Annotated in this window: 12 protein-coding genes; 11 read left to right on the top strand and 1 reads right to left on the bottom strand. The window is 38.5% G+C overall.

From position 1 onward, the window contains the following. Nucleotides 1–29 precede the first annotated feature (29 nt). The 11 genes from eis (at nt 30) to F5ESL0260_RS07895 (ending at nt 12,643) form a co-directional block, all read left to right on the top strand. Nucleotides 30–1,193 carry an enhanced intracellular survival protein Eis gene (eis, locus tag F5ESL0260_RS07945; protein WP_122026501.1) on the top strand — a complete coding sequence of 388 codons (1,164 nt, stop codon included), beginning with the start codon at nt 30–32 and terminating at the stop codon, nt 1,191–1,193. Between the two features lie 162 nt (nt 1,194–1,355). Continuing rightward, nucleotides 1,356–2,111: a DeoR/GlpR family DNA-binding transcription regulator gene (locus F5ESL0260_RS07940; protein WP_122026500.1), complete on the top strand. Its 756-nt coding sequence runs from the start codon at nt 1,356–1,358 to the stop codon at nt 2,109–2,111. Then, entirely contained in the window at nt 2,111–3,025 is a 915-nt protein-coding gene (gene pfkB, locus F5ESL0260_RS07935) for a 1-phosphofructokinase (RefSeq protein ID WP_122026499.1), read from the top strand. The genes F5ESL0260_RS07940 and pfkB overlap by 1 nt, the downstream gene beginning before the upstream one ends. Before the next feature lie 16 nt (nt 3,026–3,041). Beyond that, a complete protein-coding gene (locus F5ESL0260_RS07930) occupies nt 3,042–5,012 on the top strand; it encodes a fructose-specific PTS transporter subunit EIIC (RefSeq protein WP_122026498.1) in 1,971 nt (656 codons plus the stop codon). Between the two features lie 313 nt (nt 5,013–5,325). Beyond that, on the top strand, nt 5,326–6,213 hold the full coding sequence (locus F5ESL0260_RS07925; protein ID WP_370448591.1) for a metal ABC transporter solute-binding protein, Zn/Mn family: 888 nt from the start codon (nt 5,326–5,328) through the stop codon (nt 6,211–6,213). A 13-nt stretch (nt 6,214–6,226) separates the two neighbouring features. Then, nucleotides 6,227–7,375, top strand: a complete 1,149-nt coding sequence (locus tag F5ESL0260_RS07920; protein ID WP_122026497.1) for an SLAP domain-containing protein — start codon at nt 6,227–6,229, stop codon at nt 7,373–7,375. Nucleotides 7,376–7,432: 57 nt separating this feature from the next. Further along, nucleotides 7,433–8,053, top strand: coding sequence for a metal ABC transporter ATP-binding protein (locus tag F5ESL0260_RS07915; protein WP_122026714.1), 621 nt, complete (start codon nt 7,433–7,435; stop codon nt 8,051–8,053). After that, nucleotides 8,053–8,850: a metal ABC transporter permease gene (locus F5ESL0260_RS07910; RefSeq protein WP_122026496.1), complete on the top strand. Its 798-nt coding sequence runs from the start codon at nt 8,053–8,055 to the stop codon at nt 8,848–8,850. The genes F5ESL0260_RS07915 and F5ESL0260_RS07910 overlap by 1 nt, the downstream gene beginning before the upstream one ends. 158 nt (nt 8,851–9,008) lie before the next feature. Further along, nucleotides 9,009–10,238, top strand: coding sequence for a lactate oxidase (locus F5ESL0260_RS07905; RefSeq protein ID WP_110446577.1), 1,230 nt, complete (start codon nt 9,009–9,011; stop codon nt 10,236–10,238). A 169-nt stretch (nt 10,239–10,407) separates the two neighbouring features. Further along, nucleotides 10,408–11,901 carry an ABC transporter substrate-binding protein/permease gene (locus F5ESL0260_RS07900; protein WP_122026495.1) on the top strand — a complete coding sequence of 498 codons (1,494 nt, stop codon included), beginning with the start codon at nt 10,408–10,410 and terminating at the stop codon, nt 11,899–11,901. Next, on the top strand, nt 11,894–12,643 hold the full coding sequence (locus F5ESL0260_RS07895; protein ID WP_110446575.1) for an amino acid ABC transporter ATP-binding protein: 750 nt from the start codon (nt 11,894–11,896) through the stop codon (nt 12,641–12,643). Before F5ESL0260_RS07900 ends, F5ESL0260_RS07895 begins: the two co-directional genes overlap by 8 nt. A 177-nt stretch (nt 12,644–12,820) precedes the next feature. Here F5ESL0260_RS07895 and pepF read toward each other — a convergent pair whose 3' ends face one another. Continuing rightward, nucleotides 12,821–14,626, bottom strand: a complete 1,806-nt coding sequence (gene pepF, locus F5ESL0260_RS07890) for an oligoendopeptidase F (RefSeq protein ID WP_122026494.1) — start codon at nt 14,624–14,626, stop codon at nt 12,821–12,823. Nucleotides 14,627–14,743 lie beyond the last annotated feature (117 nt).

Genomic DNA, 14,743 nt, shown 5'->3' with positions numbered 1-14,743 from the left:
ATAAATATTAGCTGAGGAAATGAAAACTAATGAAACTAGATAAAACTAATGAAATATTAGATGAGGTTGTCCCTTTAACTCAATATGCTTTTTTAAAAACTAATGATCTGAAAAAAGATAATAATTTTATGAGTTGTTATCAGCACAGTGACAGTTATGGCATTTTTCATGATGGTAAACTTGCAAGTTATATTATGGCAATCCATTTTGCAAGTCAGATTTTTGATCATCAAATTAAAATGTCAGGAATTGGTTATGTCTCCTCATATCCGGAAAATCGCGGCCATGGAGATATTTCCAGGCTAATGAAAGAAATACTGGAAGATCTTCATGACGAAGGTGTTTCGCTATCTAATTTGGCACCATGGTCAGAAACGTTTTATCGGCAATATGGCTATGAAAATACTATTTATCAAAAAACCTATAGTATTGAACCTACAATGTTTAAGTATTTCAAGCTACCCCAGGCTGGTAAAATTTTAAGAGGCAATTGGAGTAATCCGACATTAAGTAGTTTGATAATAAAGCTATACCAAAAGCAAATTGATGCAGGTGAGGAGCGTAATACGATTGTTAGAGCAAAATGGTGGTGGCACAGACTCGAAACATATTATCCTGGCAGATATGTTGCTATTTATGTTGATGAAAATCAGGCTCCTCAGGCCTATATGTTTTATCGTTTTGTAAATAAAAAATTTCAGGTTGACGAAATCTATTATACAAACGCGACTGCTATTACTGCATTACTTAATTTTATTGGTGGTCATATATCTTCCTGTACTGAGTTTGAAATTACAGCACCAGAAGAATCATTGCTTGAGGAATATTTTCCTGATCAAAGCGGCTTAGGCATTAGTGTCCGGCCTTACATGATGTCGAGAATTATTGACTTTAGGAAAATTGCGTCTAGCGTAAAGTTTGCTGGTGAAAAAACTGCCAATTTAGAAGTTACAAAGGATGAGATTTGTCCGTGGAACTGCGGTGTCTGGCATCTGATGAATAATTCTGGTGAAATCAGTTGCGCTAAAACCAGTGCCAAACCTGATTTTACTGGGTCAATAACTAACTGGACGAAGGTTTTACTAGGCCATTTAACTTTAAGGCAAGCAGTAAAGTTAGGGCTAATTAAAAAATTGAGTTCCAGTAAATTGGAATTTTTATCTGGTAAAGTGAGTTTTTATGACTATTTTTAACTGAAAATTGTTTCTAATTAACAAAGTAGCAGCTGCATAAATTATGCGACTGCTATTTTTTTTGCTTAAAATGAATGATTTTGCAGGAAAGTGACAAATTATGATTGAAAATGATTGCTTTTAATTATCAAAGCGCATAAAATACTCGCTGGGGTGAAATATATGTTAACGCCTGAAAGGCAAAAAGTGATTGAGGATTTCGTGAACCAGCATGGTTTATGCCGTGTTAGTGATCTCTGCTCAATAACTTCAACTTCAGAGTCAACCATTAGACGAGATCTTAATCAAATGGCAGAAAAAGGTTTGATTAAACGGGTGCATGGCGGTGCCCAGTCAGTCAAAAGTTTTACTCATGATGTGTCGCAACATATTCGGTTTTCAATGAATCATAATGATAAAAAGCTGATTGCTCAATATGCTGCTGCAAATTTTGTGCATCAAGATGACTATATTTTTATTGATGCAGGAACAACAACATATGAGATGGTTCCTTTTATTGCTGATATTCCACAAGTAACCGTTGTGACTAATGGCTTAGAAACCGCACTTTGTGCTATTAGCCATGGAATTGAGACTATACTTTTGGGTGGTCGAATCAAAGAAAATACTCATGCGGTAGTGGGACAAACTGCTCTGAAGCAACTGCAGGGGATGAACTTTTCTGCCGGTTTTGTAGGCACAAATGGACTTGATTACCATGGCAATCTAACCACACCCGATACTGAAGAAGCCGCAATTAAAAAAATAGCAATTGCTCAGGCTAATCAGACATATATTTTGGCCGATACTTCTAAAATTGGCGAGTGTAGTTTTGCCACTTTTGCCCAAGTCAAAAACGTCACAGTTCTTACTACTGCGTTAGGTGCAAAAGAAAAAGAATTACTGCCTACCAAAATTAAACTGAAGGAGATTTGCTAATGATTTATACGGTTACCGTTAATCCTGCCTTGGATTATGTAATTCAATTAAAGCAGGTTAACCGTGGTGAAGTTAATCGCGCTCATAACTGCTCGTTTTTGGCGGGTGGTAAAGGGATTAACGTTTCACAAATACTTAATCAGCTGGATATTGATAATACTGCCTGGGGCTTTGTGGGTGGCTTTACTGGCAAAGAGCTGGTACGCCAACTTAATCAGCGCCGCATTGTTAACGATTTTGTTACTATTTCTGATGTGACCCGCGTCAATGTGAAGGTGCACGCGGAGGAGGAATCGGAAATTAATGCCGCTGGGCCTAATATTACAGAGCAGGAAATAACTGCTTTTAAAGCGCGGCTAAATGACTTGCAAAAAGGCGACATAGTAATTTTAAGTGGTTCATTAGCTCCTAGCTTACCAGTAGATTTTTACAAAGAACTTTTGCCTACTATTAAAGAAGCACAGGCAGATTTTGTGATTGATACTACCGGTCAGGCTTTGCTCGATACTTTGAGCTACAAACCACTGGTAATTAAACCCAACCATCATGAACTGGCTGATTTGTTTAATACTACTTTTAATTCTGATAAAGAGATGCTTGAGTGTGCGCGCAAATTGCTTGACATGGGTGCGCAAAATGTTATGGTCTCCATGGCCGGCAAGGGCGGTTATTTGATAACCCCTAAGCATTTTTATCATGCTAAAGCAGCTGTTGGAACAGCAGTCAATTCGGTTGGTGCAGGAGACTCCATGATAGCCGGCTTTGTTGGCACTTATGTGAAAACAAATGATCCGGCCGCAAGTTTCCGTATCGGTATGGCCTGTGGTGCAGCCACAGCCTTTACTAAAGATATTGCCGTTAAAAGTCAGATTGATGCTGTGCTGCCGCAAATTAATGTTGAAGAAATTTCGTAAATTGAGGAGAATTTAAATGAAAATTAAAGATATTTTGGCTCCTGAATCCATGATTATGGCGCTTAAAGCGACTAACAAAGAAGATGCCGTTAAAGAAATGGCTGACTTAGAGGTCAAAACCGACATCGTCAATGACGAAGATGAATTCATTAAGTCAATTTGGGCTCGTGAAAACGAATCTACCACCGGTATTGGTGATGGAATTGCGATGCCACATGCTCGGAATAAGACAATTAACAAAGCGCGTGTACTTTTTGCTAAAAGCGAAAAGGGGATTGACTACAATTCGCTTGATGGTCAACCGGTTCATTTATTCTTTATGATTACTGCACCAGATGGCGCCGACAATACTCACTTACAAGCTTTAGCTAAATTGTCCGGGTTGTTAATTGATCCTGATCTGGTTAATGCTCTCAAAAAAGCCCAAACTCCGGAAGAAGTGATCCAGCTTTTTGAAAACGCAGAGCAACAAAAGGATGAGGCTAAAAAAGCCGAAAAAGAACAAGCTGCAAGTACCAGTGAAATTAAGAAGGAAGAAAAGCCTTTAATTGTCGGCGTTACTGCATGTATTAATGGTATTGCCCACACTTATATGGCCCAAGAAGCTTTAATCAAAGCCGGTAAAAAACGTGGCGTTGATGTGCGCATCGAAACCAATGGTTCAGAAGGTGTCAAGGACAAATTGACCGCCGCTGAAATTAGCCGTGCTCAAGGGGTTGTTATTGCGTCTGACAAGAAAGTTGACATGCCTCGTTTTGATGGTAAACCGTTGATTTCTCGTCCAGTAGTTGACGGTATCAACAAGCCTGATGAATTGATTGATGACATTTTGAATTCTAAAGCCAGCGTTTACCATTCAAACGGTGAAAAGAGCAGTGATGATAGTGACAATGCTAAAGAAGGCGTCTGGGGTTCAATTTACAAGAACCTCATGAACGGTGTTTCCCACATGTTGCCATTTGTTATCGGTGGCGGTATCTTAATGGCAATTTCCTTTATTGTGGAAAACTATGCCGGTGGTCCTAAATCTCCTGCATTTATTTTCTTGAATAATGCCGGTAACATGGCCTTTGCCTTCATGGTGCCAATTTTGTCAGGTTACATTGCTGAATCAATTGGGGATCTGCCTGCCTTAATGCCCGGTTTTGTCGGTGGGTTTATGGCCACAGTTTATAGTGGCGCCTACGGCGGTGCTTATGTTGCTAATGTGGTAACTAATGCTAAGTCACCTGCCGGTTTCTTAGGCGGACTTGCTTCTGGATTTATTGCTGGTTATTTAGTAGTCGGCTTAAAGAAACTGTTTGCCAAGTTGCCGAAGTCTCTTGAAGGGATGAAGCCAATGCTCATTTACCCAATCTTGAGCCTGCTCTTCATAGCCCTGATTATGTACTACATTGTTAACCCAATCTTTAGTGCCGTTAACTTTGCCATTACTAACTTCTTAAACCAAATGGGTACGGGCAACTTAGCTGTTTTGACCACTATTTTAGCTGCCATGATGTCAATTGATATGGGTGGACCTTTCAACAAGGCTGCTTACGTCTTTGCCTCTGGTGCTTTTGCCAATGATCCTCATTCAACGGTTGCTGCTGTAATGATGGCTGCCGTAATGGTTGGCGGTATGGTACCACCATTTGCGACTGCAATTGGTACGACTTTCTTTAAGAATAAATATACTTTAGATGAACGCCGTGCAGGTTTAACCAACTGGATTTTAGGTTTTTCCTTCATTACTGAAGGTGCAATTCCGTTTGCTGCAGCTGATCCTGGACACGTTCTGCCTTCATGTATTATTGGTTCGGCTGTCGGTGGCGCTCTAGTCGGCTTATGGCGCATTGGTGTTCCCGCACCTCACGGTGGACTATGGGTATCTCCGCTTGCTAACCACATTCTACTGTACTTTGTTGCTACTATCATTGGCTCCATTGTTGCAGGTGTCATTTTAGGTTTGTGGAAAAAGCCTGTTGACAAACAAGATCAAAAATAAATTCGACTTCAGATATTATTGAGAAATAAAAAATATGCACTAAGCTGTTAATTGGCCTAGTGCTTTTTTTCTGGCTAAATTATCTACTTACTCTAAAAGCGCATGCTTTTTAGAGTAACGGGAACAGCAATACTATCTGCTGCTAGCAATAAAACTGTAATATAACTATAATGGTACGCTATTTTAAAGCAATTCGTTTTTAGTGTATAATGGTTATTAATTGTAAGTAAGTTTGGCTTTTTACTGCAATTAATTAAAAAGTTGCCGTGTTAATTAAAATAACACTTCAAAATGAAAAGGAATGACAACATTAGTGAAATTTACTAGATTAAAAAAGATATTTGCTGCAATTACCTTATTCGGTTTAGTTCTTTTGACGTTAGGTGCTTGTTCTCAGAAACCACATAAAAGTAATAAAATTACTATTATGACCACTACAAATATTTATTCTGACATTGCTCAAAATGTAGTGGGCAAGTACGGTAAGGCAGAAGCAATAATTACTAAGTCATCTGTTGATCCCCATGACTTTCAACCTACCACAAATGATGCTAAAGCATTATCTAATGCTGACATAGTAGTGGAAAATGGGTTAGGTTATGACAGCTGGATGGACAAATTGGCTTCTTCAGTTGATAAAAAGCCGGTGCGCGTTGGTGAAGACCTAATGGGCTTAAAAAAAGGTGATAATCCTCATATCTGGTTTGATTTGACTATGCCGACTAAGTATGTTAATTACTTAGTTAAGCGGCTCAGTAAAAAAGATCCGCAGCATGCTCGTTATTATCGTAAAAACGGGAAAAAGTATTTAGCCCAGATTGCTCAAATTCAGAGATCAGCGGCTAAATTAAATCATCAGGTTAAAAAACCAATTTATGTTAGTGAGCCTGTTTTTGATTATGCCTTAGAATCTGTTAATATTAAAGTGGCAAACAAGGATTTTGAGAAGGCAATTCAAAACAATACTGACCCTAGTCCAGCTTCCGTTCAAAAAATGACTGAAGGGATCAAAAAACAAAAAATTGCATTTTTTGTGGACAATGAACAGACATCTAGTTCAACTGTTACTAACTTTTTGAAATTGGCTCAAAAACAAAATATTCCTGTTTTAAAAGTAAGAGAAACAATTCCGGATAATACAAATTATTTAGATTGGATGAAGGATAATTATCAAAACTTGGCTGAAGTAGCCCGAAAGTAGTTATTATGAGGCGATGAAAATGAAGAAATTAATTGCTGTTTTGGCATTGGGAGCAACTGTTACAACCATGGCAGTGCCACAGCCGGTGACAGTTCAGGCTGGTACAATTAATGACACTGCAAAACAAAATAGTTATAGCGGTGTAACATTTGCGGAACAAATATTGGCGCAAGAAGGTATTAAATATAATGACTTTACTGCTGCCAATCCAATTAATTATCGTAACGGCAAGCCCGAAGGTGTGGTTATTCACGAGACTGCTACGCCTAATGCTACAGCACGCAATGAAGCTATTTATTTTAATCGTGAGTGGATGAATATTTATTCCTATGTTCATGCTTTTGTGGATAAGACTGGCGTTATTCAGATGACAACTCCTGATTATGGTGTTTGGGGTGCAGGCCCTGTAGCTAATAATCGTTTTATTCAAGTGGAATTATGTGAGGAAAATAATCTTGCTGATTTTGCCAAAGGTGTCAACAATGATGCTGTTTATGTGGCGCAGCTTTTGCACAAATATAACTTGGTACCGGATAATGCCGTTCATGATGGTAAAGGTACAATTTGGTCTCATCATGCTGTATCTACATTTTTAGGCGGAACTGATCATACTGATCCAGATGGTTATTTTGCCAAATGGGGTTACTCAATGGATGACTTCTTTGAGCTGGTTAAATATTATTATGATCAAGGGGCATCAGCAATACCAACTGCTCCTATTGGTAGTAGTCCGGTAGCTACACAGGTTCCAGCACCGACAACACCTGTTGCCCCCGCTAAAAAACCTGCAGTTTTGCCTAAGCCGGTTGCTACCAGGACTTTGATGCATAATGCGCTTATTTATGATGAAAACGGGGTAGCAACGGATTTACCAACTAAAAAAGCCGGTTCCAAGCTAATTATTTATGGTAATCTAACAATTAATAAACGGAAATATTTACAAATAGGTATTAATGAATACGTTGTAGCCAGCAATGTAGAAGGTAAACTTCGACTCTTAGGGCATAATGCCTATATTTATGACGGTAATGGCCAGCGAGTTGGCACAAATAAACTATATCGTGGAAACTATGTCCGCACGTACGGCGGCCGTGTAAAAATTATGGGTCGTAAATATTACCCCGTTGATGTTAATCAATTCGTCAAGGTGGGCAATTTTTAATAATAAAAGTGGGAATAATGCAAATTGTCTGATATTTTAGAAGTCACTAATCTCTCAATGAGATTTGACAAAAATACTGTTTTCAATAATTTGAATTTTAAATTAGAAAAGGGTTCACTTACTGCCCTTTTAGGCCCAAACGGCACAGGAAAAACGACTCTAATTAATATTTTAATGGCTATTTTGACACCTAGCGCAGGTAAATTTAAGTTTGCGGATGGTGTTCGGCTGGGGTATGTGCCTCAGTTTCGCAACATAGATGCAGAATATCCGTTATCAATTGAAGCTTTTGTGGGTCTAAATGCCCCTGTTATCAAAAATAGTGCAACTAAGAAGGCAATAAAAAAGCAACTAGAGGAAACTAATCTGTATCAAATTAAAGATACTCGGATGGGTGAGGCTTCTGGTGGTCAAAAGCAAAGAGCTTATTTAGCACAAGCTCTGCTAGATAATCCGAACATGATTATTTTAGATGAAGCTACAGCAAGTCTTGATCCCGTTGCTAAGGATGAATTGATGAAATTAATCAAGCATTTGAATGCAAAACATAAAATAACTGTCTTGTTTGTGACGCATGATGTGTCATTAGCTCACAGGTATATGCAAAATTATTTATATTTAAACCATGGTCAAATTGAGCATGGCGAGATGTCTCAATTTAAGGAGGCATATGAATAATGTTTGCCTATGGCTTTATGCGTAATGCCTTTCTGGCGAGCACCTTTATTGCCATAACTTGTGGTACGGTTGGTGTCTATGTGGTTGCGCGCAATTTTAGTTTTTTAGCACATACGCTGTCTGAAATTGGTTTTGCTGGAGCTGCGTTTGCAGTTTGGCTTGGAATTGGCCCTTTGTGGGGCATGCTGTTATTTACTCTGTTGGGTTCAATTAGCGTAGGGGAACTGTCGCTTCACAGCGAGCAAAAAGAATCCTCAATCAGTGCAATTTCAGCTTTATTTACTGGCTTGGGAGTTCTTTTTCTGGCAATATCCGGTGCAAACAGCAATTATGCTACTAACATTTTGTTTGGTAGCATTATCGGAGTTGACCATCAAGGCGTAATTCAACTAATAGTCTTATCCGTAATAGTGCTACTAATGATTTTTAGTATTCAGCGCCCGCTGAACTTTGATTCCTTTGATCACATTGGTGCTCTTGCTCATGGGGTAAAAACCGGAGCAATCAGCGTGATTTTTTTAATAGCTTTAGCAATGTCCGTTTCAATTGGCGCACAAATAGTGGGGTCTCTTTTAGTATTTATTTTATTGACTTTGCCACCTGCTACTGCTAATTATTTGGGCAAAACTATCCCGTCAATGATCGCTTGGTCTGTCTTTTTTGCTTTAATTGGCGTTTGGCTCGGGTTATATCTGGGTTATATTACTAATTTGCCTGTAACCTTCTTTATAGCTGTGATTGAAGTAGCAATTTATCTTGTTACTTACTTCACTCACATCATTAAGCATAAATTATAGTAAAACTGGTTAAAAGGATAAAACAGCTATTATTTTTGTGAAAAAATTATAGTATAATCCCTGTTATTTAAACTTTTCTTTTAAAAATTCACTAACTTTTGTATGCATTTACATGTATAATAAAAAGCGGAAATAATAATAAAGAAGGAGTCTTAATAATGACATACTATTATAATGGTTTTCCACAAAGCGAACGTAATGAAGCTTTAAATATGGTCAACCTCGATGAACTTGAGGAACGGGCAAAGGAAGTTATGCCTGAAGGAGCATATTACTATATTGCTTCGGGATCTGAAAATGAATGGACTTGGCGTAACAACACTACTGCTTTCAACCATTTTCAAATTGTACCACGTGCTTTAACTAATATGGATCATCCGCAGTTAGATACTGAATTTATGGGCATGAAACTAAAAACACCGGTGATGATCTCACCTATTGCTTGTCACGGTATTGCTCATAAGGATGCAGAAATTGCTACCCAAAAGGGTGCTGCAGCTGCTGGTGCACTCTTTTCATCCAGTACATATGCAAATAAGAGCGTTGAAGATATTGCTGCTGCAGCTCCAGATGCACCGCGCTTTTTCCAGCTTTACCTCAGTAAAGACTGGGACTTTAACCAAATGGTCTTTGATGCGGTTAAGAAAGCCGGCTATAAAGGAATTTTCCTGACAGTTGATGCGCTGATCTCTGGCTTCCGTGAAGCTAACCTTAGAACTAACTTTGCTTATCCTGTACCCTTAGATTTCTTTACTCGTTATCAAGGTGCTAAAGGCGAAGGTCAAACTGTTGCTCAAATGTATGCTTCTTCGGCGCAAAAAATTGGCCCGCAGGATGTTAGACGCATCAAGGAAATGTCTGGCTTACCTGTATTTGTTAAAGGTGTTGTTTGTGCTGAGGATGCTTATATCGCTATGGGTGCTGGTGCTGATGGTATTTATGTTACCAACCATGGTGGTCGTGAGGTAGATTGTGGCCCTGCAACAATTGACATGCTGCCAGGAATTGCGAAAGCTGTTAATCATCGGGTTCCGATTGTCTTTGACTCCGGTGTTCGTCGTGGTTCGCACGTCTTTAAGGCTTTGGCACTTGGAGCTGATATGGTGGGTATTGGCCGGCCATATCTATATGGTCTAGCACTTGGTGGTGCCAAGGGTGTTCAATCAGTTATTGAACAACTTAATCAAGAACTGTTAATTGACATGCAATTAACTGGCTGCAAGACAATCGACGATGTTAAACATGCTAAGATTACTCATATTAATTATACGGCTGATAACTTAAAGTCAAATACTGATCCTTCAAGAGTTAAGCCATATCCTGTAACTGCTGAAAACCAATTGAAGAATAATGGTTCAGATGCTGTAACTGGTGCTTCTCAAGCTTAATTAATTTGGAAATTTAAATAGTAAAATCGCTCTATATACTAGTTGCTCTTACTAATAAATAGAGCCTTTTTTTATTACTTAAAAAAATATTATTATTAAGTAATAGTTGTAATTCTATTTTTATATCTTTATAATTGTCATAATAAAAATAAAATTTAGGAGGAAAATTATGAAGAAAGCGTGGAAATTGCTTGAAACTTTGTTGATAGCAGTCATAATGCTAACCCTGTTACCCCAAACTGCAGTAGCTGCTAAAGGACAAACTGAACAAAGAACTGACAATTATCTACGAAAAGTCCGACAAAAAGGTGAGCTAGTCATGGGGACTAGTCCGGATTATCCTCCTTATGAATTTGTCAAAAATATTAACGGCAAATCTAAAATAGTAGGTATGGATGTTGAAGTAGGGCAAAAAATTGCCCATGATATGGGTGTTAAACTCGTAGTGCGGTCAATGGACTTCGACTCTCTTTTGGTCGGACTTGAAACTGGAAAAGTTGACATGGTCATTGCCGGAATGAATGCAACACCTAAAAGGGCTCAAAGTGTTGCCTTTAGTCAACCATATTATAGAAGTGATCAAAAATTACTGATAAGAACAGAAGATAAGGGCAAATATCATAATTATAAGTCTTTTGCCGGCAAGTCAATTGGCGCTCAAACTGGTAGCATGCAAGCGACAATGCTTAAAAAGCAGGCCAAAAATGTCAAACTTAAAACTATGGATAAAGATAACGACTTGGTTTTAGGATTAAAAACGCATAAGGTTGATGCTGTGTCTGTTGACAAAGCAACGGCTGAGGCTTTTGCTCAAAACACTGACGGCGTGATGGTAATTCCCGCAGGTCTAAAGACCGAGTCATCTGCAACCTCTATTGCTTTTCATAAAGGAGCTAATAGTTTAGTCAAAGCTGCTAATAAATCAATTGCGGAGATTAAGCAGAAAGATTTAATCAATAAGAAGTATTTGCCAAAAGCCGGCAATTACTTAACAGGTGGTAAGACGAAAAAAGAAGTTAAAGCCTCCAATTCAATGTGGGCATATAAAGACTTCTTTATTGCGGGAGTTGGCTATACCTTACTTATTTCCGCCATTTCTGTCTTTTTCGGTTTCTTATTAGGTGCGATACTGGCGTTTATGCGGCTAGGACACAATCAAATTGCCCGTTCGCTTGCGACAGCGTATGTGGAATTTATCCGTGGTACACCGTTAATGGTGCAATTACTCTTTATTTATTTTGGCTTAGGGGTAGTGATCAATATTCCGGCTTTACTGTCCGGTATAATTGCAGTTTCTCTTAACTCTGCAGCTTATGTAGCGGAGGTAATTCGCTCGGGTATTAATTCGATTGCAGTTGGCCAGACAGAGGCTTCTCGTTCTTTGGGTTTGTCACGGACAGCGACGATGCGTTACGTTATTATGCCGCAAGCAATGAAAAATATTTGGCCGGCTCTGGGAAACGAATTTGTTTCTCTAATCAAGGAAAGTTCTATAGTTTCGGTAATAGGCGTCAAAGATTTGATTTATCAGTCACGGGTAGTCCAGGCTGATACCTATCGTGGAGTTATGCCATTGGTAATCACAATGATCTTATACTTTATCATTACTTTTGGTTTATCCAGCCTAATGAAAGTATTTGAAAGGAAAATGAATCATGACTAACGCAAAACCCGTAATTAAAGTTGAACACTTGCAGAAAAAGTTTGGCAGTAATGAAGTCCTAAAAGATATTAATGCCCAAGTAAATGAAGGCCAGGTTATCTGTTTAATTGGTCCTTCAGGAGCTGGTAAAAGTACGTTTTTACGGTGCTTAAATTTGCTAGATCAGCCATCTTCCGGCAAAGTGATTTTTGAAGATAAAGAATTAACTGCTTTAAGTGAAGACCAACTTGATAAATTGCGTGAGAGAATGGGCATGGTTTTTCAGCAGTTTAACTTGTTTCCTCATATGAGCATTATTGAAAATATCAAGTTGGCACCTATGAAGGTAAAAGGAATGAGTGACAGTGATGCTAAAGCTAAAGGACTTGAGCTATTAGATCAAGTAGGCTTGGCTGACAAGGCAGATGCTTTTCCCACCAGCCTTTCTGGTGGTCAGCAACAAAGGGTTGCTATTGCCCGTGCCTTGGCAATGGATCCTGAAGTAATGCTCTTTGACGAACCAACTTCGGCGCTTGATCCAGAAATGGTAGGCGAGGTATTAAAGGTAATGCAGGATTTGGCCCAAAAAGGGATGACAATGGTCGTTGTAACTCACGAAATGGGCTTTGCCAAAAATGTTGCGGATGAAGTATGGTTTATGGCAGACGGCTATATTCAGGAAAAAGCTGCACCACAACAATTCTTTGCGCAGCCACAAACTCCGCGTGCCCAGGACTTTTTAGCCAGAGTATTGGAAGCATAAACATTTAAAAATTAACCTACCTGCTGGCAATTTAGCCAAATAAGGTAGTATCAAAGGTAAAGCGTAAAAATTTTTACAATTTAAAACCCACTTTCAGTTAAAGAGAAAGTGGGTTTTGATGTAAGAAATTATGATTTACATATCAGTTATATTATTTGTCAGCGAAACTTGCAAGTGTTATTTAAAATTATTTTGGACAATTTCCTTAAATTCAGCTAGCCGCTTGGCAAAAGTGGCGAAAGCGTCTTCCAAATAATCAGGCTTAGTCATGTCAACTCCTGCTTTTTTCATGATTTCAACCGGGTAGTCGCTGGAACCTGCTTGCAAAAAGCTGATGTATGCTTTTCTTTGCTCAGCAGTACCATGCACAACATTATTGGCCAGAGCAGTGGCAGCAGCAAAGCCTGTAGCATACTGGTAAACGTAGAAATTATAATAGAAATGAGGAATTCTGGCCCATTCTTTAGCAATTGCTCCTCCTGGCTCAACTGCATCACCATAATAGCGCTCATTTAATTTACCGTACATATCGTCTAAACGGTCGGCAGTTAAAGGTTCACCTTCAGCATCCAGTTCATGAATGCGCTGTTCAAACTCAGCAAACTGCGTTTGTCTAAATAAAGTTCCTTTGAAAGAGTCCAAATAATAATTTAGAACAAAAGCGCGGGTTTTAGGGTCAGTGATATGTGCTAAAAAGTATTCTGTTAGAATATTTTCGTTCGTAGTTGACGCAATTTCAGCAACAAAGATAGGATAATCACCATAAACATATGGCTGGCTTTGTCTGGTATACATACTGTGAACGGAATGACCAGTTTCATGAACCAGTGTATATAAGGAATCAACGTTATCTTCCCAGTTGAGTAGTTCATATGCATCAGTATCATAGCAGCCGCCAGAATATGCACCTGTAGCCTTGTTCTGTGATTCAACTACATCGATTACCCGATTGTTGAAAATGTAGTCAACCTGCTTTAAATAATCCTCACCTAATGGCCGTAAAGCTTTTTTAGCTTCTTTTTTGGCTTCATCAAAGGTGTAAGTTAAAGCCGGTTTGCCAGTTAACGGAACATATATATCCCACATTTGCAAATCGTTCAAGCCTAAAATTTGTTTGCGTAAAGCTACATAGTCATGAAGAAGGCTTAAATGCTGGTCTACCTCATTAATTAAAGTATCGTAAACAACTGTTGGTACACCATTTTCGTTCATTGCACATTCACGTGCTGATTGATAATGATGAACACGGGCATTATAGTTATGTTCCTTTACTGCACCAGAAAGGGTAGCAGCCAGAGAATTTTCAAACTGGCCGTATGTGGCGTACATTGAATCAAATGCATCTTTTCTTACTGTACGCTTTTGAGATTGAATCAATAAAGAATACAAGCCGTCAGAAAGCTGCACCATTTCCCCGTCATCATTTTGGGTGTAACCATACTCCATGTCCGAATTGGTCAACACGTTATAAGTGTTGTCAGAAGCAGACAATGCATCTCCAGCATCTGCAATCAGTTTTTCTTCTTTGGCGGACAAAGTATAAGGCCGCATTCTGGTAATCTGATCAAGTAAATGATTATAATTGACCAATCTTGGTTCTTCTTGCTTAAAGGCCGCTAATTTTGCGGCAGAAACACTTAAAATTGCAGGATTCATAAAAGCGGTGGCTGCTTCAAATTGACTGGCTAATCCTTGTACTTGAGCAACATAACCTAAATAGTGTGCGTTTCCAGTGTCAACATCACTGGCTAAAGTAGCATAAGAGTAAACTTTTTCCAGTCTTCTGCTAAGTGCTAAAATTTTAGTTATCCCATTATATAATGATGTACCTGATGTAACAAAATTTTCTTTCAAGGTGCTTAAAACTGGTATTTCTTTTTTAAGACGTGTATATTCATCTTCCCAGTCAGCATCTGATTTAAATATTCTAGTTAGGTCCCATTTTAGATTTGCGGGAACTTCACTTCGTTTAGGAATTGACATTTAAAATCTCCTTTTTTGATATATATAATTAAATTATACTAAAGAATAAAAAATAAGATATTATTAATTATAATTGATATTATTTTAATTCAAGTTTGAAAGTGTTAAAAATAATAG

This window comes from Lactobacillus sp. ESL0260, from assembly GCF_003692935.1.
GTDB classification, from domain to species: Bacteria; Bacillota; Bacilli; order Lactobacillales; family Lactobacillaceae; genus Lactobacillus; species Lactobacillus melliventris.
Note: the sequence above shows the minus strand (reverse complement) of the source record. Positions and strands in the feature narration are given on the sequence as shown.